Source organism: Arthrobacter sp. TE12231 (genome assembly GCF_054062895.1).
Map to the genome: position 1 here is coordinate 762,856 of NZ_JBSSFS010000001.1, position 22,718 is coordinate 785,573.

22 protein-coding genes and 1 pseudogene are annotated in these 22,718 nt (G+C 67.9%); 9 read left to right on the top strand and 14 right to left on the bottom strand.

Annotated elements, in window-relative coordinates; translation table 11 throughout:
* Positions 1-2: 2 nt before the first annotated feature.
* The 8 genes and pseudogenes from asd to ACVWYS_RS03515 all read right to left on the bottom strand — a co-directional run bounded on the left by asd (position 3) and on the right by ACVWYS_RS03515 (position 8,260).
* Positions 3-1,145, bottom strand: a complete 1,143-nt coding sequence (gene asd, locus ACVWYS_RS03480) for an aspartate-semialdehyde dehydrogenase (protein WP_091251914.1) — start codon at positions 1,143-1,145, stop codon at positions 3-5.
* 87 nt (positions 1,146-1,232) lie between these two features.
* Positions 1,233-1,451, bottom strand: coding sequence for an NF038396 family protein (locus ACVWYS_RS03485; protein ID WP_116765128.1), 219 nt, complete (start codon positions 1,449-1,451; stop codon positions 1,233-1,235).
* Positions 1,451-2,044: a dihydrofolate reductase gene (locus ACVWYS_RS03490; protein ID WP_456508432.1), complete on the bottom strand. Its 594-nt coding sequence runs from the start codon at positions 2,042-2,044 to the stop codon at positions 1,451-1,453. Before ACVWYS_RS03490 ends, ACVWYS_RS03485 begins: the two co-directional genes overlap by 1 nt.
* Positions 2,041-2,844: a thymidylate synthase gene (locus tag ACVWYS_RS03495; RefSeq protein WP_116765126.1), complete on the bottom strand. Its 804-nt coding sequence runs from the start codon at positions 2,842-2,844 to the stop codon at positions 2,041-2,043. The genes ACVWYS_RS03490 and ACVWYS_RS03495 overlap by 4 nt, the downstream gene beginning before the upstream one ends.
* Positions 2,845-2,922: 78 nt before the next feature.
* On the bottom strand, positions 2,923-3,900 hold the full coding sequence (locus ACVWYS_RS03500) for an NUDIX hydrolase (RefSeq protein ID WP_456508433.1): 978 nt from the start codon (positions 3,898-3,900) through the stop codon (positions 2,923-2,925).
* Positions 3,901-3,911: 11 nt separating this feature from the next.
* Positions 3,912-6,176 carry an RNA degradosome polyphosphate kinase gene (locus tag ACVWYS_RS03505; protein WP_116765124.1) on the bottom strand — a complete coding sequence of 755 codons (2,265 nt, stop codon included), beginning with the start codon at positions 6,174-6,176 and terminating at the stop codon, positions 3,912-3,914.
* Positions 6,177-6,318: 142 nt separating this feature from the next.
* Complete coding sequence (gene mshD / locus ACVWYS_RS03510) at positions 6,319-7,290, bottom strand: mycothiol synthase (RefSeq protein WP_456508434.1); 972 nt, start codon at positions 7,288-7,290, stop codon at positions 6,319-6,321.
* Between the two features lie 270 nt (positions 7,291-7,560).
* Positions 7,561-8,260 (bottom strand): annotated as a pseudogene (locus tag ACVWYS_RS03515) (winged helix-turn-helix transcriptional regulator).
* A 245-nt stretch (positions 8,261-8,505) separates the two neighbouring features.
* Between ACVWYS_RS03515 and ACVWYS_RS03520 the strand changes: the two are divergent.
* The 7 genes from ACVWYS_RS03520 (at position 8,506) to ACVWYS_RS03550 (ending at position 14,848) form a co-directional block, all read left to right on the top strand.
* Complete coding sequence (locus ACVWYS_RS03520) at positions 8,506-9,240, top strand: permease (RefSeq protein ID WP_202615728.1); 735 nt, start codon at positions 8,506-8,508, stop codon at positions 9,238-9,240.
* Positions 9,241-9,412: 172 nt separating this feature from the next.
* Positions 9,413-10,030: an FABP family protein gene (locus ACVWYS_RS03525; RefSeq protein ID WP_456508435.1), complete on the top strand. Its 618-nt coding sequence runs from the start codon at positions 9,413-9,415 to the stop codon at positions 10,028-10,030.
* Between the two features lie 53 nt (positions 10,031-10,083).
* Positions 10,084-10,827 carry a flavodoxin family protein gene (locus tag ACVWYS_RS03530; RefSeq protein WP_456508436.1) on the top strand — a complete coding sequence of 248 codons (744 nt, stop codon included), beginning with the start codon at positions 10,084-10,086 and terminating at the stop codon, positions 10,825-10,827.
* Between the two features lie 105 nt (positions 10,828-10,932).
* Positions 10,933-12,015 carry a CAF17-like 4Fe-4S cluster assembly/insertion protein YgfZ gene (gene ygfZ / locus ACVWYS_RS03535; RefSeq protein ID WP_456508437.1) on the top strand — a complete coding sequence of 361 codons (1,083 nt, stop codon included), beginning with the start codon at positions 10,933-10,935 and terminating at the stop codon, positions 12,013-12,015.
* Complete coding sequence (locus ACVWYS_RS03540) at positions 12,012-12,449, top strand: ankyrin repeat domain-containing protein (protein WP_456508438.1); 438 nt, start codon at positions 12,012-12,014, stop codon at positions 12,447-12,449. Before ygfZ ends, ACVWYS_RS03540 begins: the two co-directional genes overlap by 4 nt.
* A 167-nt stretch (positions 12,450-12,616) precedes the next feature.
* Positions 12,617-13,180 (top strand): PadR family transcriptional regulator, encoded by a 564-nt coding sequence (locus ACVWYS_RS03545; RefSeq protein WP_344362083.1) that lies wholly within the window; start codon positions 12,617-12,619, stop codon positions 13,178-13,180.
* Positions 13,181-13,261: 81 nt separating this feature from the next.
* Positions 13,262-14,848 carry a DHA2 family efflux MFS transporter permease subunit gene (locus ACVWYS_RS03550; protein ID WP_456508439.1) on the top strand — a complete coding sequence of 529 codons (1,587 nt, stop codon included), beginning with the start codon at positions 13,262-13,264 and terminating at the stop codon, positions 14,846-14,848.
* 17 nt (positions 14,849-14,865) lie between these two features.
* Here the strand turns inward: ACVWYS_RS03550 and ACVWYS_RS03555 are convergent, their stop codons facing one another.
* From ACVWYS_RS03555 to ACVWYS_RS03575, 5 genes are all read right to left on the bottom strand, one after another.
* Complete coding sequence (locus ACVWYS_RS03555; RefSeq protein WP_456508440.1) at positions 14,866-15,576, bottom strand: GNAT family N-acetyltransferase; 711 nt, start codon at positions 15,574-15,576, stop codon at positions 14,866-14,868.
* An 80-nt stretch (positions 15,577-15,656) separates the two neighbouring features.
* A complete protein-coding gene (locus ACVWYS_RS03560; protein WP_091251945.1) occupies positions 15,657-16,682 on the bottom strand; it encodes a 6-phosphofructokinase in 1,026 nt (341 codons plus the stop codon).
* 157 nt (positions 16,683-16,839) lie between these two features.
* Positions 16,840-17,094 (bottom strand): PspC domain-containing protein, encoded by a 255-nt coding sequence (locus ACVWYS_RS03565; RefSeq protein WP_116765114.1) that lies wholly within the window; start codon positions 17,092-17,094, stop codon positions 16,840-16,842.
* Between the two features lie 3 nt (positions 17,095-17,097).
* Complete coding sequence (locus ACVWYS_RS03570) at positions 17,098-17,361, bottom strand: hypothetical protein (protein WP_456508441.1); 264 nt, start codon at positions 17,359-17,361, stop codon at positions 17,098-17,100.
* A 1-nt stretch (position 17,362) separates the two neighbouring features.
* Positions 17,363-19,135 carry a PspC domain-containing protein gene (locus ACVWYS_RS03575; protein ID WP_456508442.1) on the bottom strand — a complete coding sequence of 591 codons (1,773 nt, stop codon included), beginning with the start codon at positions 19,133-19,135 and terminating at the stop codon, positions 17,363-17,365.
* Between the two features lie 124 nt (positions 19,136-19,259).
* On the opposite strand from ACVWYS_RS03575, the gene ACVWYS_RS03580 reads away from it, so the two are divergent.
* Entirely contained in the window at positions 19,260-20,654 is a 1,395-nt protein-coding gene (locus ACVWYS_RS03580) for an ATP-binding protein (protein ID WP_456508443.1), read from the top strand.
* 80 nt (positions 20,655-20,734) lie between these two features.
* Positions 20,735-21,367 (top strand): LuxR C-terminal-related transcriptional regulator, encoded by a 633-nt coding sequence (locus ACVWYS_RS03585; RefSeq protein WP_116765110.1) that lies wholly within the window; start codon positions 20,735-20,737, stop codon positions 21,365-21,367.
* Positions 21,368-21,449: 82 nt separating this feature from the next.
* Here ACVWYS_RS03585 and ACVWYS_RS03590 read toward each other — a convergent pair whose 3' ends face one another.
* On the bottom strand, positions 21,450-22,667 hold the full coding sequence (locus ACVWYS_RS03590; RefSeq protein WP_116765109.1) for a pyridoxal phosphate-dependent aminotransferase: 1,218 nt from the start codon (positions 22,665-22,667) through the stop codon (positions 21,450-21,452).
* Positions 22,668-22,718 lie beyond the last annotated feature (51 nt).

The following is a 22,718-nucleotide window of genomic DNA, read 5'->3' on the forward strand; positions in this document are numbered from 1 at the left end:
CCCTAGAGGGTTCCGGTGGCGATGCGGAGCATGCGGCGCAGCGGCTCGGCGGCGCCCCACAACAGCTGGTCACCGACCGTGAACGCACTGATGTACTGCGGGCCCATCTCCATTTTCCGGATGCGTCCCACCGGAATGTTCAGGGTGCCGGACGCCGCCACGGGGGTGAGATCGGCCATCGAGGCTTCCTTGGTGTTCGGCACCACGTGGGCCCACTCGTTGTCCGCGTCCAGGAGCTTCTCGATCTCGGCGACCGAGAGGTCTTCGCGCAGCTTCAGGGTCAGGGCCTGGGAGTGGGAGCGCATGGCGCCGATCCGGATGCACAGCCCGTCCATGATGACGTGGTCTTCGGCCGAGGTGCCGAGGATTTTGTTGGTCTCCACCCCGGCCTTCCACTCCTCCTTGGACTGGCCGTTGCCGAGATCCGCGTCGATCCAGGGGATGAGGGAGCCAGCCAGCGGGACGCCGAACTGCGTGGCGTCGATGTCGGTGCGCTGGTGCGCCAGGACCTTCCGGTCGATTTCCAGGATGGCCGACGCCGGGTCGCTCAGTTCGCTGCTGACCTCCGCGTTGAGGGTGCCGAACTGGTTCAGCAGTTCACGCATGTGGCGTGCGCCGCCGCCGGAGGCGGCCTGATACGTCATGGAGGTGCCCCACTCGACGAGGCCGTTCTTGAACAGCCCGCCGAGGCCCATGAGCATGCAGGACACGGTGCAGTTGCCGCCGATGTAGTCCTTCACACCGCCGGACAGGCCGGCGTCGATGACATCCCGGTTGATGGGGTCCAGCACGATGATGGAGTCATCATTCATGCGCAGGGTGGACGCGGCGTCGATCCAGAGGCCGTCCCAGCCGCGGCTGCGCAGCTCGCCGTGGACCTGCTTGGTGTAGTCGCCGCCCTGTGCGGTGACAATAATGGGCAGCTTCGCCAGCGTCTCGACGTCGAACGCGTCCTCCAGCTTGCCGGCCGCGCCCGCGGCAGCACCGGCAATGGCCGGGGCGGCACCGCCCGCGTTCGAGGTGGAGAAGAAGACCGGGTTGATATTGGCGAAGTCGCCCTCGTCCTGCATGCGCTGCATCAGGACGGAACCGACCATGCCACGCCAACCGACCAGGCCGACGGACGGGGTAGCTGCTGTAGTCATGGGCCCAGTTTAGACTTCACCGGCCGCAGGACGCAGTCGGTTACGTCACGCGGGCGCGGACGACGCCGGGCCGGGAGGCGGCCGGCGCTAGTCGCCGTGCGGCTCTTCCAGCAGTGCCGCTTTGCGTCGGCGCAGCGCAAAGACCGCCCCGAACGCGAAGACCTGGGTCACCACCACCAGCACGATGGCACCGGGGATCTTGTTGCCGCCCAGGATCATGGTCAGTCCCACGATCGCCGAGAGCAGCGCCAGCAGGGGCAGGAGCATGTACCCCAGGACAAAGAGTGTCTCGGGCTTCCTCAGCACTATTTGGCCTCCGTCCGGCGCCATAGCGTGACCCTGTAGCGGGTGCCGCTGGCGGACGTCAGCCAGCCGTTGGCGGGAAGGCTGGCCGAGGCGGCCCATTCGTAGCCGAGTTCGGGCGCGAAGGTGTCCCCTTCCGCTGTGGTGTCGATCGTGGTCACAACCGCGACGTCGGCAAGGTCCAGCGCCTGCGCGTAGATGCTTCCGCCGCCGATGATCCAGACCATCTCATTGCCGGGGGCGAACTGCGATTCCAGGAGAGCATCGTCGAGGGACCTGACGGCGACGGCACCGGCCGCCGCGGGCGTTCCGCCCCAGGCTTCCTGGCGGGTGATGACGATGTTTGTCCGGCCGGGCAGCGGGCGGAACTTCTCCGGGAACGACTCCCAGGTCTTGCGGCCCATGATGACCGGGTGGCCGGCGGTGAGGCTGCTGAAGTGCTTGAGGTCCTCGGGCAGGTGCCACGGCATGGTGCCGCTTTTGCCGATGACGCCGGTGCTGGTCTGGGCCCAGACCAGCCCCAGGCCGGTGGTGGAGGCTCGGAGTTGCTCGGTGAAATCGCCGGGCCGCACGCCCGGGGTCTTTTCTGTGCTCATACGGCTATCGGGGCCTTAATCGTCGGGTGGTGCTGGTATCCGATCACCTCGAAGTCCTCGAGGGTGTAGTCGAAGATGGAGTCAGGCTTGCGGGTGATCTTCAGCTGCGGGTAGTCGTAGGGCTCGCGGGCGAGCTGCTTGAGGACCTGGTCCATGTGGTTGTCGTAGATGTGCACGTCTCCGCCGGTCCAGACGAATTCGCCCGGTTCCAGGCCGGTCTGCTGGGCCAGCATGCAGGTCAGCAGCGCGTAGGACGCGATGTTGAAAGGTACGCCCAGGAAGGTGTCCGCCGAGCGCTGGTACAGCTGGCAGGAGAGTTTGCCGTCGGCCACGTAGAACTGGAAGAACGCATGGCAGGGCGGCAGAGCCATGTCCTTGAGCTCGGCCACGTTCCACGCCGAGACGATGTGCCGGCGCGAGTCCGGGTTGGACTTGAGGTTCTCGACGAGTTCGGCGATCTGGTCGATGTGGCCGCCGTCGGGCGTGGGCCAGGAGCGCCACTGGACCCCGTAAACGGGGCCGAGCTCGCCGTCGGCGTCGGCCCATTCGTCCCAGATGGTCACGCCCTGGTCCTGCATCCATTTGACGTTCGTGTCGCCGCGCAAGAACCACAGCAACTCCACGGCCACGGACTTGAAGTGCACCCGTTTGGTGGTGATGAGCGGGAAGCTCTTGCTCAGGTCAAAGCGGAGTTGGCGACCAAACACGCTGAGGGTGCCGGTTCCGGTACGGTCCGATTTGTGCGTGCCGTGCTCGAGGACGTCACGCAGCAGGTCTTCATAGGGCGTAGGAATGCTCACGGTTCCAGTCTAGAGGTCCGGTCCAAGGCTTCGCAGTGTGAAGGTACCGGGCAGCAGGGCGCCACGTGTTGCGGGACGTCAGTCGTCGAAGGGCCTGAACCGCTCCACGGCAACCACCTTGTTCTTGTTGCCGTGGGCCACGTGGCAGACGATCATCTCGCCCGGGGCCAGGTACGGGTCCGAGGACGGCAGTTCGTCCCGAAGGCGGGAGTTCATGTGTTTTTCGAGTTGTTTCAAGACGGTCGGCAGCGCCGGGCGGTGCGTGCACAGGGCCACGGCCCGCTGCTTGTCGAACAGCGCCTCGACGGCGGCGGCCGTCTTGTGCGGGCTGCGGCCGTGCCGGTGCTCGGTGAGAGCCTCGTTGAGCTTCACCTTGGCGTCGGCCGCCTTCGCGTAGGGCGCGATAGTGGCCACGCACCGGAGCCACGGGCTGGAGACGATCCGCGCCGGCTTCCAGGCCTGCAGGAGCCGGCCCACCGCTTGCGCTTGCCGCATGCCGGTCGCGGCCAGCGGGCGATCACCCTCGGCCTTGCTCCAGGAGGAGCGCGGCTTGGCCTTCGCGTGGCGGACCACCAGCAGGGGCCAGGTCTTGAGTTCGCCGCGGGCATGGGCCGAAGCCAGATGCTCGAGCGGCTCGACATCGCTGGGGTTGCTCAGCAGCCGGGCCGCCTTTTCGGGTGAACACCACATGATGCTGTCCACTTCCTTGCCGTCCGGCACCAGCGCAGCGCCGTTGACGTCGACCGCCCAGTAGTGCACCACCTTCAGCCCGGCGGGCACGTGGTAGTGGATGGGCGGAAGCGGGATCCCGAGAGGCGCAACGAGCCCGATTTCTTCCCAGACCTCGCGGACGGCGCATTCCGGGATGGTCTCGCCGGGGTCGATCTTTCCCTTTGGCCAGGACCAGTCGTCATACCGCGGGCGGTGAATCAGCAGGACCTCAAGCTGGTCCTTGTTGACCGAATTGAGGCGCCACGGAATGGCGCCGGCCGCCGTGACGGCAACCGCCTCGCCGGGCTGGTCCGTCTGGTCCGCAACCAGTGCATCGCTGCTCACACTCACGGCCCCTACCGCAGGCTGGTCGAACGTTGACGCGAGCGGGAAGCAAGCAGCCAGGACTGGACATCCTCGAGGTTCCGGCCGTCTTCCGCGAGGTGGTGTCGGGTCCAGTCGCCCTGCTTGTCCAAGTGCCAGCTGGCGGTTTCCGGATCCATGTAGCGCTTGAGCAGGTCCAGGACATAGCTCGTGTCGTCGCCGCTAGTGAGCTGCACGAGGGCCTCCACCCGGCGGTCCAGGTTGCGGTGCATCATGTCGGCCGAGCCGATGTACACCACGGGGTCGCCGGCGTTGGCGAAGGCGAAGACGCGCGAGTGCTCCAGGAAACGGCCCAGCACGGAGCGGACCGTGATGTTCTCGCTCAGGCCCGGAACGCCGGGACGCAGGGAGCAGATGCCGCGGACGATGACGTCCACCGGCACCCCGGCCTGGGACGCGCGGTAGAGCGAATCGATGATGGCCTCGTCCACCATCGAATTGACCTTGATCTGGACCCGGGCGGCGATGCCGGCCTTGGCGTTCCTGATCTCGGTTTCGATCCTGTCGATCAGACCGGACCGGACTGAGCGCGGCGCCACGAGCAGCCGTTTGAATGTGGACTTCGGCGCGTAGCCGGAAAGCTGGTTGAACAGCTTCGAGAGGTCTTCGCCCACCTGCTCGTTGGACGTCAGCAGGCCCAGGTCCTCGTAGTACCGGGCTGTGCGCGGGTGGTAGTTGCCCGTGCCGATGTGGCAGTAGCGGCGCAGGCCGTCCACTTCCTGGCGGACCACAAGCGAGAGCTTGCAGTGGGTCTTCAGGCCCACGATGCCGTACACCACGTGGACGCCGGCCTGCTCGAGTTTCCGGGCCCAGGAGATGTTGGCCTGTTCGTCGAAGCGGGCCTTGATCTCCACGAGGGCAAGGACCTGCTTGCCGGATTCGGCGGCGTCGATCAGGGCGTCGACAATCGGCGAGTCCCCGGACGTGCGGTAGAGGGTCTGCTTGATGGCCTGGACCTTCGGGTCCGCGGCCGCCTGTTCCAGGAACGCCTGGACGGACGTGGAGAAAGAGTCATACGGGTGGTGCAGGAGGATGTCCCGGCGCCGCATGGCGGCAAAGACGTTGGCCGCCTTGGACGTCTCCGATTCGTTGAGGTGCCGCGAGGTGTGCGGGACGTGCTTCGGGTAATGCAGGTCCGCCCGGTCGATCCCGGCAATGACCGAGAGGCCGCGCAGGTCCAGCGGTGCCGGGACGGAGTAGACCTCGGATTCCTCGACGCCGAGCTCCCGGATCAGCAGGGCGCGGATGTTCGGGTTGATGTCGTTGGTGACCTCGAGCCGGACGGGAGGGCCGAACCGGCGGCGCAGGAGTTCCTTCTCCAGTGCCTGCAGGAGGTTTTCGGCGTCGTCCTCTTCAACCTCGACGTCCTCGTTGCGGGTCACGCGGAAGGTGTGGTGCTCCAGGACCTCCATGCCGGCGAACAGCTGGTCCAGGTGCACGGCAATGACCTCTTCGAGGGCGATGAACCGTGCCACGCGTCCCGGGACGGAGCCGGCACGGGGACCGTCGATGGAGATCAGGCGCGGCAGCTGGTCAGGCACCTTGACACGTGCGAAGAGCTCCTTGTCGCTGACCGGGTTGCGGACCACCACGGCCAGGTTCAGGGACAGCCCGGAAATGTAGGGGAAGGGGTGGGCCGGATCCACGGCCAGCGGGGTCAGGATCGGGAATACCTTTTCCGCGAACATGGCGCTGAGCTGGTCCTTGGCCTGGGAGTCGAGTTCCTCCCAGTGCATGAGGTGGATGTGCTCGTAGGCCAGAGCGGGCCTGATCTGTTCGGCGTAGACCCGGGCGTGGCGCTGCTGCAGCCGGTGGGCCGCGTCGCCGATCTGCTCCAGGACCTGCATGGGGCTCAGCCCGGCGGGGGAGGGGACGGCGAGTCCCGTGGCGATCCGCCGCTTCAGCCCGGCCACCCGGACCATGAAGAACTCGTCGAGGTTGGAGGCGAAGATGGACAGGAAGCTGACCCGCTCCAGAAGGTACAGATTGGGGTCCTCGGCCAGTTCCAGGACCCGGGCGTTGAACGCAAGCCAGCTCAGCTCCCGGTCCAGGAACCGGTCCGGGCTGATTTCGCCTTCCGGTTCCAGGTTCGGCGCGAACTCCGGAATGTCGATCCGGTCCTGGGTGGCGCGCGAGGCCGGCACTTCGGAGGAGCCAAAGCGGGCACGTACCGGGCGCGCCCCCTTTTCCGGCGTAGCGGGTTCAGACGTGGATGTCCGGGCAGTTTCCCGTGGCATGGTGTCTCCTCAATGCTGGCGCGATGTAGGTTCAACCTTACAAGCAATAACGGCCCGATGGCCCCAGATTTCGGCCCGGCCGGCCCGGTTGCCCTCCGACGTGACTAACGCCGGTCCGCGGGGGCTGATAAGGGTTGCGGGATTACTGCTGCGGGAGCGGCGCGTACATGACGTCCACATCCCAGCGGGTGAAGCCGAGCCGGCGGTAGAGCGCCACGGCGGGGGCGTTGTCAGCGTCGACGTAGAGCATGACGGCGCGGAGCCCGAGGCCCTGCAGGTGCTTGATGCCGGCAACAGTGAGGGCCTTGCCCAGTCCGGAACCCTGGGCCTCCGGGGTCACGCCCACCACATAGACCTCCCCGATCGCCGGGTGGTCCCCGTGGCGGGGGTGCACCTTGGTCCAGTGAAACCCGAGGATCCGGTCCGCCGGGTCTACGGCCAAGAGGAAGCCTGCCGGATCAAACCACGGCTCGGCCATGCGGGCGTCCAGATCGGCGCGCGTCATGTTGCCCTGCTCCGGGTGATGGGCGAAAGCGGCCTTGTTGGCGGTCAGCCATGCGTCCTCGTCCCGGCCGGGCACGAAGGCCCGGAGCCGGACGCCGTCCGGGAGCCCGGCCTCCGGCAGCTCCGCCGCCGCCGTCATGAGCCGCATTTTCCACAGTTCGCGGACGGCGCCGTAGCCGTAGCGGGCCGCCAGGTCCGCGGCGGCCTCGTGGTTTCCGTGCGACCAGGCGTTGAGGCCCGCGAAGCCGCGGACGTTCTTCAGTTCCCCCACCAGGCGGTCGCCGACGCCCTGGTTGCGGTAGCTGGGATGGACCGCGACCTCGAGGACCCCGGTTCCGTCGGGTTCTTCGATGACGACGGCGACGCCGGCCAGGTCCTGGGCCGTCGCGGGGTCGGACTCGTCGTCCGCGGCGTACAGCGCCAGGGCCAGCACCGAATGCTCGCCGGGGTCGGCGGCGCGCAGCGTTACGAGGGTCTGTTCGGAGAGTGGCGGATTGCCGTCGGACTCTTCCGCGGCGGCGACAAGGGCCGCGACGTCCCGCAGCAGGCCGCCGTCGACGGTTCCTTTGACAGTAAGTACAGGCCAGTTTTCCGGGTGCGCAGGGCTCATGGTGCAAGGCTATCGGGCGCAGGGCCGCCGGCGGCCGATTTTGTCGAACTCCGCACGGCAACGTATAGTCGATATCTCGTCCGGCGTTGAGCCGGATGCGAGGGGGATCCACCACTGGGGTGGCCTCGATACGTTCGACCCGTATGTCCTCCACTGACAGACCGAAGGCCCTGGACTCATTCGTCCGGGGCCTTCGGTCTTTGTGGCGGCGTTTGAGCGCCCCTATATTGTGCGCCTGTGGTTGCGGGGTGCCGGCCCGGTCAAGCCTGCTCAGGCCTCGGTGAGCTCGTCCTCGGGCTGCCGGACCAGGGTCAGGCGGTACCCGACGTTGCGGACGGTGCTGATCAGGTTCTCGTGGTCGGCGCCGAGTTTGGCCCGGAGCCGACGGACGTGGACGTCCACGGTGCGGGTGCCGCCGTAGTAGTCGTAGCCCCAGACTTCGGTCAGCAGCTGCTGGCGGGTGAAAACCCGGCCGGGGTGCTGGGCCAGGTATTTCAGGAGTTCGAATTCCTTGAAGGTCAGGTTGAGTGCGGCGCCGTTGACCCGAGCGGTGTAGCTGGCCTCGTCAATTACGACGCCGGCGGCCCGGATTTCGGTCGGGGCGTCGTCCTGCTCGGGGACGGCGCGGGCGACGCCGAGGCGGATCCGGGCTTCGACCTCGGCCGGGCCGGCGGATTCGAGGAGGATGTCGTCCACGGCCCACGCCGAGGAGACGGCGGCCATGCCGCCCTCGGTGAGGATCAGCATCAGGGGGGCGCTGAGGCCGGTTGCTTTGAGCAGCTGGGTGAGGGAACGCGCGCCGACCAGGTCTTTGCGGGCGTCCAGCAGGACGATGTCACAGGGGTCGGTCTCGAGCAGGGGCGGTCGGCTCGGCAGGAAGGATATGCACCCGGTGGTTCAATAGTTCCAGAGCAGGCAGGACGTCCACGGATGTTCCGGTGCTGTTCGTCAATAGCAGGATGTGCGACATTGTTCCTCCAAGGGGTGTCCGCGCATCATTGGGCGTCTGTGTTGCTGATCATGAGTATACCTAAAGGCCCCTTTCCGGCCATGGTCCCGTCACCTCCGGCCGGTCCGTTTGCGACACATAGCGTTCATATAGGGCAGGATTGAACCGTTAGGGCCCGCGGCCCGTGGAAATTGAGCCGAGTCGAATTGGGGTCCGCAGTGAGCGAAGGTACAGCCATGGCGGGTCTGCCGAGGGCGAGTAGACCAGTGAAGCTGTGGAGCGTCGGGATCATCGGCCTGGCCGGTCTCGCGGCCATAGTTGCCGGCGCCTACTCCTCGCCCGAGGTCCTCCTCGCCGTCGCTGCCGTCACCGCCGCTGGCATCGGCATCGGCTGGCCCTATTTTCTCGGCATCCCCGCCAAGAAAACCCTCGCAGCCCTGATCGGCCTGCCCGGTGTCGGGGCGGCAGTGGCCGCGACATACCTTCCGGCCCCCGGCTTCCTGGACTGGACGCCGTCGTTCATTGCGGTGGGGGTCATGGCCATCTTCGTCATGCAGCTGCTCCGGGGTACCGGCCAGGCCCAGCGACTCGAATCCACGCTGGGCTCGTGCGCGGGTGTCCTTTTGTCCTGCCTGGGCGCCGGCTGGATTGCGGATTCGCGCTTCAACGGGGTCCGGGAGATGCTCCTCGTGGCTGCCATCAGCGCTGCGGTCGCCTTGCTGGCAGGGCTGATCCGCTGGCCTGACCGGATCGTGGCACCGCTGGGCATCATCAGCGCCGGGCTCGCCGGGCCGCTGGCCGGCCTCGTGTTCTCCGATATCGCAGTGCTGCCGGCCGCCCTGGCCGGCGTCGTCGTGGGGGCGGTGCTGGTGAGTTTTCGCCGCCTCGTCATCCTCAGCGGTGAGGGCTTGACGATCCTGGCGGCCGTGGGAATGGGGCTTGGCCCGGTGTCGGCGGTCGGTTCCTTGGCCTACTTCATAGACAAACTACTCATCTTCTAAGCGTTAGGATGGCATCATGTCCGTACTTGCATATGAGATTTTCTTCCTTGTCCTGCTCGGCGTGGCCAGCCTGTCCATGGCGTGGTTTGCCGGCTTTGTCGTCTACCGCCTCTTCAAAGGCCAGAAGTAACCCGATACTTTCCAGTCACCGTAGTTTCCAGAGGTAGTTGCTGTGCCGATTGAAATTCCTACAGATCTGACGCCCGAAATCGTTCCGCTGTCCTGGCTCATTGGTGAGTGGGAGGGCCGTGGCCGGCTGGGGGCCGGGGACGAGGACTCAGAGCACTTCCTGCAGCATGTCTCATTCACGCACAACGGCCTGCCGTACCTGCAGTACCGCGCCGAAAGCTGGCTGACCGACGACGAGGGCACCACGTTGCGTCCCCTGACGGTCGAGACCGGCTTCTGGGCGCTGGAGCGCAAGCAGCGCGAGGAAGACGGCGGCCCCGGCCTGATCCCGGCGGATATCGTCCCCGTGCTCAAGAGCGCCGACGAGGTCGAGGCCCTGCGCAACAGCGACGGCGGCTTCGACATCTCGGTGTCCATCGCCCACCCCGGCGGGATCTCGGAGCTCTACTACGGCCAGATCAAGGGGCCCCAGATCCAGCTCAGCACCGATCTGGTGATGCGCGGCAGCCACTCCAAGGAGTACACGGCGGCCACCCGGATCTTCGGCCTCGTGGACGGGAATCTGCTGTGGCGCTGGGACGTGGCCACCGGCAAGGATTCCTCGTCCGGCAGTGGCGGCCTGGAAGCCCATGCATCGGCCATCCTGGCGAAAGTAAGCTGAATACACGGTCTCACTGATTTTTCCGTTGTCCGTATCGACCAGGGAGAAACACCGTGACTGACGATGTCACCAGCACCAGCAGCGACGCCGGTAGCACGAGCTACGCCGACCTCAGGGCCGTGTACTTCAACGGGACCCTCAAGAAATCCCCGGACGTGTCCAACACCCAGGGCCTGATCGAGGTGAGCCGCCGGATCATGGAGAAGCAGGGCGTCACCACCCGCGTGATCCGCACCGTGGACCACGACATCGCCAGCGGCGTCTATCCGGATATGCGCGAGCACGGCTGGGCCACCGACGAATGGCCGGACCTCTACCCGGCCGTCCTGGAGGCGGATATCGTCGTCGTTGCCGGGCCCATCTGGCTCGGGGACAACTCCTCGCAGACCAAGAAGCTCATCGAGCGCCTCTACGCCCACTCCGGGCAGCTGAACGCCAAGGGCCAGTGGGCCTACTATCCGAAAGTGGGCGGCTGCCTCATCACCGGCAATGAGGACGGCATCAAGCACTGCGCCATGAACGTCCTGTACAGCCTTCAGCACATCGGGTTCACCATCCCGCCGCAGGCCGACGCCGGCTGGATCGGTCCCGTCGGACCGGGGCCGAGCTATCTTGACGAGGGGTCCGGGGGCCCGGAGAGCGATTTCACCAACCGCAACACCACCTTCATGACCTGGAACATGCTGCACCTGGCCCGGATGCTCAAGGACGCCGGCGGCATCCCCGCTTACGGCAACCTCCCCGACGCCTGGAAGGCCGGCACCCGGTTCGACTTCGAAAATCCGGAATACCGCTAACCCCGCACTTAACTCCGCTCGGCGGACGTGGCGCCGGAAGCTGGGCCGGCAGTGCCGGCCTGCCGGTGACGGAATACGCACACACCAAAGGACGTTCCTTTCAATATGACTATCACAAGCCCTATGTTGTCGCGCCCGGCCGCTGTCGAGGCCGGCGGTGCCGACGCCGGCGTCGCCGCCCACTACGGTGAGCCGCTGCGGGAGCAGCGGGCGCTGGCTGCCGGCAGCGCCGTCGTCGATCTCTCACACCGCGGCGTGGTGACCGTCACGGGACCGGACCGGCTCAGCTGGCTCAACACCCTGTCCTCGCAGCAGCTCACCGGCCTGGCCCCGGGCCAGTCCACCGAACTGCTGCTGCTCAGCGTCCAGGGCCGGATCGAATTTGACGCCCGGGTGGTGGACGACGGCGCCACCACCTGGCTGATCGTCGAAGGAGCCGAGGCGGCACCGCTCGCCGAATGGCTCACCAAGATGAAGTTCATGCTCCGCGTCGAGGTCGCCGACGTCTCGGCGGACTGGGCCGTACTCGGGTCCACCCGCCGGATCGAAGAGTGGGCGCAGCTCCTGGTCTGGGAGGACCCGTGGCCGCACGTGGGCGCCGGCGGCTACTCCTACGCGGTGGTGGGTGAGGACGCCCATCCCGGCCTGGAACGGCCGTGGTTCGAGTACCTTGTCCCCGCGGCTGACCTTGCCGCCACGGTCGGAGACCGGCCCCTCGCCGGCACCCTTGCGGCCGAGGCGCTCCGGATCGCCGCGTGGCGTCCCCGCTGGGGTGCGGAAACCGACGACAAAACCATTCCGCACGAGCTTGACCTCCTCCGCACCGCCGTGCACCTGTCCAAGGGCTGCTACAAGGGCCAGGAGACAGTCGCCCGCGTCCACAACCTGGGCCACCCGCCGCGGCGGCTCGTGTTCCTCCAGCTCGACGGCTCCCAGCACACCCTGCCCGCCGTCGGCAGCGAAGTCCGCGCCGGCGACCGCAAGGTGGGCGCCGTGACCTCGGTGGCGCAGCACTACGAAATGGGCCCGGTGGCCCTTGCTGTCATCAAACGCTCCGTCGCCGCGGACGAGGTCCTGACCGTCGTCGACGGCGACGAGCCCTACGCCGCAGCCCAGGAACTCATTGTGGCGCCCGACGCAGGCCAGGTCGTGGGCCGTCAGACCGGCTTCCTGCGGGGCACCCGATGAGCGCCGAGTCTCCGTTGAACGGGTCAGCGCAGAACGGGTCGGCACCCAATGAGTCCGCGTCCGACGACGCGACGCTGGCGCTCGCCCACACGCTGTTCGATGCGGCCCGCGAAGGCAACTCCGGAGTGCTGGGTGCCTACCTGGCGGCCGGCGCCCCGGCCACGCTGACGAATGCCTCCGGTGACTCGCTGGTCATGCTGGCGGCCTACCACGGCCACGCCGCCACGGTCCGGCTGATCCTGGAGCGCGGCGGCGACGCCAACACGCCCAATGACCGCGGCCAGACACCGCTGGCCGGCGCCGTCTTCAAGGGCTACACCGACGTCGCCCGCGAGCTGCTGGAGGCCGGGGCCGACCCCGACGCCGGCACCCCCTCCGCGCGGGCCGCCGCGCAGATGTTTGCCCGGACTGACATCCTGGCCCTCCTCGGCTGAGGAAGGCCCGGCGGGCCGGCCTCCTGGCCGGCCCGCCGGGGACCGCGCGGGGTTCGGGGCGCGGCTGGTGCCGGGGCAGTGGGGCAAGGGACGATTGCGCCCGATTATTCCACGTGGAATAATCGTTGCGGAGTACAAGCACTGCAGAACGAAGAGGACACCGCATCATGGCCCGGGGAACCGCATTGACACCGTTGGGTCTCGCCGCGCTTTCCCTGCTCGTGGAAGAGCCGATGCATCCCTACGAGATGTACCAGCTTCTGATCGCCCGGCACGAGGACCGGCTGGTCAAGGTCCGGCCCGGAACGCTCTATCACGCGGTCGGGCGGCTGGAGGAGCAGGGCCTCGTCGCTGCCACGGGGACGGACCGGGAAGGCAACCGCCCGGAACGCACCACGTACACCATCTCGGCCGCCGGCCGTGAAGCGTTCACGGCGCGCATTCGGGACATGCTCGCCGCCCCGGTCAACGAGTACCCGTCCTTCCCGCTGGCCATTTCCGAGGCCTACAATCTGCCGGCCGACGTCGTCGTCGGACTCCTGGACCGGCGGCTCACGGCACTGCAGGAGCAGCTTGAGTACTTGGAGTCCGGCGAAGAGTTGCTCCGGACGAAGGGCGTGGAGCGCAAGTACTGGGTCGATATCCAGTACCAGCAGAGCATGCTGCAGGCCGAAATCGCCTGGATCCGCGGCTTTCAGGACCAGCTCCGCTCCGGCGAACTGCCGTGGTGAGGCCCGTGCAGTACATCACGCCGGACCCCGGCCACCCCCATCTTTGCCATCCAGCATTCACACCAGCCCCTAAGGAACCCCATGGAAAACGTAGCCCGGCCATGGCCGGCACTCTGGTCCCTGGTGATCGGCTTCTTCATGATCCTGATCGACACCACCATCGTCTCGGTGGCCAACCCGAGCATCATGGCGGGCCTGAACACTGACATCAACTCGGTCATTTGGGTCACCAGCGGCTATCTGCTGGCATACGCCGTGCCCCTGCTCATCACGGGCCGGCTTGGCGACCGCTTCGGACCGAAAAAGCTCTACCTCTCCGGACTTGTCGTCTTCACCCTGGCATCGCTGTGGTGCGGCCTCTCCGGGGATGTCCAGACCCTCATTGCAGCCCGTGTGGTCCAGGGCCTCGGCGCGGCCATGATGACGCCGCAGACCATGGCCGTCATCACCCGGATCTTCCCGCCAGACCGCCGCGGAGCGGCCATGGGCATCTGGGGTGCCACCGCAGGCGTCGCCACCCTGGTCGGCCCGATCCTCGGAGGCGTCCTGGTGGACGGCCTCGGCTGGGAGTGGATCTTCTTCATCAACGTCCCGGTCGGGATTGCCGGCTTCATCCTTGCCATGCGCTTCGTCCCCACGCTGAGCACCCACCCGCACAAGTTCGACATTCCCGGCGTCCTGCTCAGTGCCCTCGGACTCTTTCTCGTCGTCTTCGGCATCCAGGAGGGCGAGAAGTACGATTGGGGCACCATAGCCGGACCCATCACCGTCTGGGGCCTGATCATCAGCGGCATCGCCGTGCTGGTCGTCTTCGTCTTGTGGCAGAAATTCAACACCGGTGAACCGCTGCTGCCCCTGTCCCTCTTCAAGGACCGCAACTTCTCGCTCGCCAATATTGCGATCACCACGGTGGGCTTCACCGTCACGGCGTTCACCCTGCCCCTGATTTTCTACTACCAGATTGTCCGCGGCCTGACCCCCACCGAGTCGGCGCTCATGATGGTGCCGATGGCGTTGATCTCCGGCGGCCTCGCACCGGTTGTGGGCCGGATCATCGACAAGGTCAACCCGAAATTCATCACCGCGAGCGGCCTGGTCCTGATGTCCGTGGCGCTGTTCTGGAACGCCCTCCTCATGCACCCGGACACGCCCATCTGGCTGTTCCTGCTCCCGAGCGCCGTGCTGGGCTTCGCCAATGCAGGCATCTGGGCCCCGTTGAGCTCCACCGCCACGCGCAACCTGCCACCGCGGCAGGCCGGGGCCGGCTCGGGCGTCTACAACACCACCCGCCAGATCGGCGCCGTGCTTGGCAGCGCCGCCATCGCCGTCCTCATCCAGGCCCGGCTGGCCGCCGAGCTTCCCGCCCGTCCCGGAGCAAGCCCGGACGCCAGTCCCATGGGCTTCGGGGGCGCCTTGCCCGAGCCGCTCCATGAGGGGTTCTCGACGGCGATGGGCCAGTCCATCCTGCTCCCGGCGGCCGTAATCCTGCTCGGCGCAGCCGTGGTCCTCTTCTTCGCCAAACCCAAGCCGGTCCAGGGCTGGGGCGAGGCGGCTCCCGCCGCCGCAGGCACTGCTCCTGCTGTGCCGGACGCAGCACGCACAGCTGCGGAGTCAGACGCGGAACCGGCGGCCGGGGCCACGGACCAGGCGGCCGCAGAGCGCCGCTGACCCGGCCGGCATCCGGATCAGCCCAGCAGCACGCTGGTCTGGATGCCGCCCGCGGAAAAGCCCAGGCTCCGGGCCAGCGCCAGCGAGCCCTTGTTGCTGACCTCCGAGCGCCACTGCAACGTCAGTCCGGCGGCGAGGGCCTCGTGGGCGGCGATCGAAGCCGCCAGTTTTCCCAGCCCGCGGCGCCGCCACTCCGGTGCCACCAGCACGCCCATGTGCGCCAGGAGCCCCTCCCACTCGCCGTACGCGCCGCAGGCCACGGGTGTCCGGCGCCCGTCTTCGACATGCATCACCGTGAAGCGGTGTTCGAGGTCCGCCAGGCCCACCTCGTTGACGTCGTCGGGCGGGCAGAACGTCTCCAGCTCGATCGCCTCGGGGTTCCCGTGCGAGACCGTCAGTTCCTCGGACGGCTGCTGCAAGGGGAGGTCGTCGGCGAAGAAGAGTGCCGCGGCGCCAAGCCCGTGGCCGCCGTGGCCCCGGGTGATGGTCAGGAGCGTCACGTGCTGGGCCAGCTCCTCGTCGGCGAGACCGGCCGCGGCGTCCAGGGCCCATTGCGGGCCCACCAAAGCCGAGTTGCCGAACAGGCGGACGAACTGCACGGACCGGGCCGACTCATCGGCCCGGGTGAGGCGCTCACCCGCGGCGGCCGCGAAGGCGCCGTCGTCGAACCCCAAACGGCGCGCCCATGCCAGCTGGACGATTTCGGCGGAACCGGGCTCAAGAGTCATGCATCCACCCTACCCACCGCAGGCGGGCGCCCCGGCCGCATCGTGCCGTGCGCGCCTCCGGGCCGCTCGTCCGAAGTGGTTTATCCGAAGAGGACGGCGGCCTCGTCGTAGCGGCTCTGCGGGACGGACTTGAGGTTGCCGAGCGCGGCGTCGAAGCCGACGTGCACAATGTCGGTGCCGTGCAGGGAAACCATCGTGCCCCAGCGCTTTTCCACCACGGAGTCGATGGCAGCCATGCCCAGGCGGGTGGCCAGGACGCGGTCGAACGCGGTTGGGACGCCACCGCGCTGGATGTGGCCCAGGACAGTGGCGCGGGTTTCGATTCCGGTGCGGGCTTCGAGTTCCGGGGCCAGCATCTCGGCGATGCCGCCGAGGCGCGGGCGGCCAAAGGTGTCCAGGCCGCGCTCCGAATGCGGGGACTCCTGGCCTTCAGGGACGAATCCCTCGGCGACGACCACCAGCGGTGCGCGGCCGCGGTCGCGGGCGGAGACAACCCATTCGGCGATCTGTTCCATGGAGGCCTTCTGTTCCGGGATCAGGATGGCGTGGGCGCCCGAGGCCATGCCGGCGTGCAGGGCGATCCAGCCCACATGCCGGCCCATAACCTCCGCAATCATGCAGCGGTGGTGGGATTCCCCGGTGGTGCGCAGCCGGTCGATCGCCTCGGTGGCGATTTCCACGGCGGTGTCGAAGCCGAAGGTGTAGTCCGTGGCATCGAGGTCGTTGTCGACCGTCTTGGGCACGCCCACGATCTTCAGACCGGCGTCCGTGAGCCGCTTCGCCGCGGCCAGGGTGCCCTCGCCGCCGATGGCAATGATCGCGTCGATCCCGAGCCGGTCCATGTTGGCCTTGATGACCTCGGGACCGCCGCCGTTCTCGAACGGGTTGGTGCGGGACGTGCCGAGGATGGTGCCGCCCTGCTTGGCGATGCCGCGGACCATGGTGCGGGGAATCTCGACGATGTCCCCCTCGACAACGCCGCGCCAGCCATCCCGGAATCCCACGAACTGCTGGCCGTGGACGGCGATGCCCTTGAGGACGGCGCCACGGATGACGGCGTTCAGTCCGGGGCAGTCTCCGCCGCTGGTGAGGATTCCAATTTTCATATCTTGGCTCAAATCCTGGTTTGAAGGGGTACAGGCAGAGCGCCACGCTGAGCTCACCTAGAGTCTAGTAGCGCGTGTGGGGCAGGACACAAACGGTTACAAACGGGTGCCCCTGCCGTAAAGGCAGGGGCACCCGTTCGCGCTGATGCCGACGCCGCTAGCGGCGCGAGGAACGCTTCGCCAGGAAAGTTTCCAGGATGATGGCGTTGCGCTGGTCCGGAAGGAGCAGCCACGCCGCGAGGTACACCACGAAGGCCGGGCCGGGGAGCAGGCTTACCAGCAGGTAGGCGATCCGGACAAAGGCGACGTCCACATTGAGTTTGGCGGCAATTCCGCCGCAGACGCCGCCAAGCCAGCGCTGCGGACCACGTTTCAGGCCGAAGCCCCGGATGGTGCTGAAGAATTTATCCATGGTTCAAGACTTCCCTGTTGTCGGTTTATTGTCACGCCTGCGGGCCGAGAGAAGGCCGCCGATTATCAACGCGGCACCGGCGCCAATCATCAGGCCGATCAGGACATAGGTGCCGTTCAGGGCCACGATGCCCAGCCGGGAGATGATGAGCAGCGCGGCAAGGGCCACCACTGTGAGCCCCCACACCACTGTGCCCACCCGGGCCGGGGAATTCGCCTCTTCCGGCGCCAGTCCGGTGCCGTCCGGGGAGTCGTCATAGCTGCTCATGTCAGTTGCCTTCCTTGATGGTCACGTTGCTGACGGTGCCGGAGATCTGGACGACCAGCCGGGCGCCCGGCTTGGAGGTGTTGTAGTCGCTCTGTTGGTTCATCATGCCGCCGTGGTCCTGGCTGCCTTCGTGCAGGTTTCCCATGGTCATGTCCGCCTGGATCTGCACGGGGACTGTGTCCGGGATGACGACGGTCACGTTGCTTGCCGTCGCGTCGATCGGAACAACGACGTCGGCGCCCAGCGGGGGATTGAGCGCCAGCTTGGTCAGGTCCACGGTTCCGGCGCCGCCGGTGATTTCGAAGCCGCCGCGGGCCTGTTGAATGCTGGACGGCGTCCAGTCGGCATTCTGGAACCGGAACCGGTCGCCGTGCGGGACCACGCTGAAGATTACGCCGATCAGCAGGGCCACGACGGCGAAGAAGCTCAGGATCCCCGAGGTCCGGCCCCGCAAACCTGTAATCAGGATCCCGAGTCCCAGGATGGCCGCCCCGATGGCCCAGACCAGAGCGTTGCCGGAATCGCCAAGATTGATCACGTGGGCGGCATCGAGGGCCTTGATGCCGCCTCCCACCAGGAGGGCGGCGCCGACGGTGATGGCGACAGCCGGAGTGCCCGGGCCCGGGTTGCGTCGCCGGGCGGGAGGCATCGGCGGCACTCCTGCCCCCGGGCCGTAGCCGCCGGGCGGAACGGAATTGGGGGGAACAAGGCCGGGCCCGGCGGAGCCGGGCAGGGTGGTGCCCGACGGCGGCGGACCCCAGGCCGGGCCGGCCGCGGAGACTCCGGGGTCGCCGTCGTGCTGGCCATAGGCCGGTGCGGGACCCGCCCGGAAGCCCCCGGCTGATCGCTGCCCGGCGCCTGCGCTACCGGTGCCCGCCAACGTTGCGGCGCCGGCCGGGCTGCTGGATTCGTACCGGGAGGGCGTGGGAATGGCTCCGTTGCGGGTCTTGTTTCGCTGGGTCAGGTAGTAGACGAGGTAGATCGCGCCGCCCACCCAGAAGACGGTCCAGGCGAAGGCGCCAAAGCCGTAGCGGTTCCAGCCCCAGACGCCGGCGCCCAGGCTGGGGAAGCCGATAACTGCGGTGATAAGGGCGCCGGTCATCCCGGCAGTCCACCGGCCTGCGCCGGCCTCCTGGACGTGAATGCGGCCGTCGGGTTCTGGCAGCAGTGCCCACGCCAGGCCGTAGGCGAGCACGCCAACTCCGGCGAACACGGTCAGGACGATCAGGACGCCGCGAATAATCAGGGGGTCGACGCCGAGCCGTTGGGCTATGCCGCTGGCCACGCCGCCGATCCACCGGTCGCGTCCGCGGTAAATACCCTGGCTGCGGATCCAGTCGAAGAAGTTCTGCGGCTGGCGCCCCGGCAGCTGCCCGTCCAAGTCCGGCCCGTACTGCGACGGGCCCCTCTGCGGGGGAGTCGCGCCGGTGTACGGGGGCGGGCCAGAGTACGACGGCGGGCCGTAGGGTCCGTCCGGGTCGCCGGCCCGGTAGAGCCGTGGCGGCTCCGGCAGGGGCTCGGAACCGGCGGGCGCGGAACCGGCGGGCTCGGAACCTGCGGGCTCAGCGGAGGGCTGCCCGGGAACGGGTTGGCCGTCGGCGGGAAGGTCCGTGGCGGGCTCGGCTGCGGCGGGAAGGTCCGTGGCGGGCTCGGCTGGGACGGGAAGGTCCGTGGCGGGCTCGGCTGGGACGGGAAGGTCCGGGCCTGGTTGATCCGTAGGCTGCCGGTCTGCGGAGGACCGGCCTTCATCAGGGTGCGGGGTGTGCGGGTTCATACTTCGATCCTTCCCGCTTCCGGTGCCGCGCTCTACTGGGGAACACCCTGAATGGTCCCTGAGCTGCCCCCGGCTGGGCCCGCAAACACGTCCGGGGACCCCCGATCCGTGCTTGGATTGAAGCATGACAACCCCGCCCGTCCGCCCGCCGCTGGTCCGCAGCAGCGACCGCGTGATCGCCGGCGTTTGCGCGGGCCTCGCCAACCACCTGGGCTGGCCGGTCCGCATGGTCAGAATCGGTATGCTGGTGGCCGCGCTCGCAGGCGGCGCCGGGGTGGCCTTCTACGGCTGGCTCTGGATCATGGTTCCCACAGCGGATGAAAGCGCCAGGCGCAGTGCCCGCCGTCCGGCGTCGCCCATCGCTCCGGCAGTAAGTGCCCCGGATATGCCCGGCACCCCCGAGATCCCCGGCACCCCCGGGTTTCCCGGCTCCCCGGAAAGCGCCGGGAGTGCAGAAGCCGCCGGCCGCGCGGGGCAGGGGTCCTGGCGGTCCAAGGTGCCCGGCATGCCCTTCGGCAAGGAGATCCTGCTCGGCGCCGGCCTGCTGCTGGCCGCCGGAATCCTGATCGCCCGGCTCCTCGGTGTTGATGTACCTTTGGGCACCCTGATTCCGGTCGCGGCGATCCTGGGCGGCGCTGCAATCGCCTGGATGCAACTGGATGAGACCCGCCGGGCGGGGCTCGTGGACAAGACCAAGGCGGATCAGGCCGGCGGCTGGGCACGGCTCGCAGCCGGGCTCGCCCTCGTGGTGGCCGGCGTACTGGTGATGGTGTCCGGCTCGGGGTCGTGGGAAGCGACCTGGCTGGCGCTCCTGGCCTCGGTGGCGGTGCTCGGCGGCGTGGCCCTGGTGCTGCTGCCCTGGGGGTTGAAGTTCTGGCGCGACCTGGAAACCGAGCGTGCGGGGCGTGTCCGCGCCACCGAGCGCGCCGAGATCGCCGCCCACCTCCATGACTCCGTACTCCAGACCCTCGCCCTGATCCAGCGCCGTGCCGGCAATGAGCACGACGTCATCCGGCTCGCCCGTGCCCAGGAGCGGGAGCTGCGGGGCTGGCTGTACCGGGATGCCGACAAGGAATCCGGCCGGCTGTCCGAGGGCATCGAGGCCGCCGCCGCGGAGGTCGAAGACACCCTCGGACACGCTGTCGAAGTGGTCAGCGTGGGCGACTGCGTCATGACCCAACGCCACGAGGCCCTCGTCCAGGCGGCCCGTGAAGCCATGCTCAATGCCGCCCGTCACGGCGGCGGCACCGTCTCCGTCTACCTTGAAGTCACCGACGACGCCGCGGAAGTCTTCGTCAAGGACCGGGGGCCGGGCTTCGACCCGGAGTCGGTTCCCCCGGACCGGCTCGGCGTGCGCGAATCGATCATCGGGCGGATGAACCGCCACGGCGGCACCGCCGCCATCATCAGCAGCCCGGACGGCACCGAAGTGCGGCTGCGGCTGCCTGTCACCGCCGCCGCATCTGCCGGAACTGCCGCGGCTGCCGCCAACAACAGCAATGGAGAGGCCAAACCGTGACCATCCCAGCCCCGGGAGACCCCGTAACCGGTAACCCGGCACCAGTGAACCCCGCAGCCGGGAACCCATCCCCGATCCGCGTGGTGATCGTGGACGACCACGCCATCTTCCGCTCCGGGTTGAAGGCGGACCTGGACCCGGACATCGTCGTCGCGGGCGAGGCCGGCACCGTGGAAGAGGCAATTGCCGTCATCGCAGCCCGGCGTCCCGACGTCGTGCTGCTGGACGTCCACCTCCCAGGCGGCCGCGGTGGCGGCGGCCGTGAGGTTCTGGCCGGCTCGGCGCCGCTGCTGGCCACCACACGGTTCCTGGCGCTGAGTGTTTCCGATGCGGCGGAAGATGTGGTGTCCGTGATCCGGGCGGGCGCGCGCGGCTATGTCACCAAGACGATTTCCGGGCCGGAGATCAGCGGCGCCGTCCGCCGCGTGGCGGGCGGCGACGCCGTCTTCTCGCCACGGCTGGCAGGCTTCGTCCTGGACGCGTTCGGCACGGCCCCGGCGGACATTGCCGACGACGAACTGGACAGGCTTTCGGCGCGGGAGCTCGAGGTGATGCGCCTCATCGCCCGCGGCTACAGCTACAAGGAGGTGGCCAAGGAACTGTTCATCTCGATCAAGACAGTCGAAACCCACGTCTCGGCCGTGCTGCGCAAACTCCAGCTCTCCAGCCGCCACGAGCTGACCCGCTGGGCCGCCGAGCGCCGCCTCCTTTAACCCAAGGATGCGCTATCGCTTGTGGTTGCCTCGCCGGGGGCAAAGCAACCACAAGTGATAGCGCATCGGGGGATTGGGGCTGCTATTTCGCCTTGCCGAGGAAGTCCTGCAGGCGGCCGACGCCCGTGGCCAGGTCTTCGTCGCCCAGCGCATAGGACAGGCGCAGATAGCCGGACGGGCCGAAGGCTTCGCCGGGAACTACCGCCACCTCGACCTCGTCCAGGATCAGCGCCGCGAGTTCAGCAGAGGTGGCCGGCCGCACCGGACCGTTCGCCGACGGGAACTCCTTGCCCAGCAGCGCGCGGACGTCCGCGTACACGTAGAAGGCGCCCTTCGGCGTCGGGCATTCAACACCGTCAATCGCATTCAGGCCCGCGACGATCGCCTTGCGGCGGCGGTCAAAGGCCACCTTCATCTCATCGACGGCGGTCAGCGGCCCGGACACGGCGGCGAGGGCAGCAATCTGCATGATATTGGAGACGTTCGACGTCGCGTGGGACTGCAGGTTGGTGGCGGCCTTGATGACGTCGGCGGGGCCGATCATCCAGCCCACGCGCCAGCCCGTCATGGCGTAGGTCTTGGCGACGCCGTTGAGGATGACCACCTTGTCGCCCAGTTCGGGGACGGCCGTGGCGATCGAGGTGAACGGCACGCCGTCGTAGGTCAGGTGTTCGTAGATCTCGTCGGTGACAACCCACAGGCCCTTGGACGCCGCCCACTGACCGATCGCCTTGACCTGCTCCTCCGAGTACACGGCGCCGGTGGGGTTGGAGGGGGAGACGAAGAGGAGGATCTTCGTGCGGTCCGTGAGGGCGGCTTCCAACTGGTCCACCGTGACCAGGTATTCCTGCTCCGGGCCGGCGAAGACCTCCACCGGCACGCCGCCGGCCAGCCGGATCGCCTCCGGGTACGTGGTCCAGAACGGGGTGGGAACAATGACCTCGTCGCCCGGATCCAGGAGGGTGGCGAACGTGTTGTACACGGCCTGCTTGCCGCCGTTTGTCACCAGCACCTGTGATGCCTCGGCCTTGTAGCCGGAGTCCCGGAAGGTCTTCTCCGCAATGGCCTGCTTCAACTCCGGCAGCCCGCCCGCGGGGGAGTAGCGGTGGTACTTCGGCTGGCTCGCGGCCTCGATGGCGGCCTGCACGATGTAGCCGGGGGTCGGGAAGTCGGGTTCCCCGGCACCGAAGCCGATGACCGGCCGCCCGGCTGCCTTCAGCGCCTTCGCCTTGGCATCGACGGCCAGAGTGGCGGATTCGGCTATGGCGGAAATGCGCTGGGAAATGCGGGCAGCAGACATGGGCGGGTCCGTTCTTCGCTTGCAGCTGGAAGGCTGGATGTGGGATTCGAC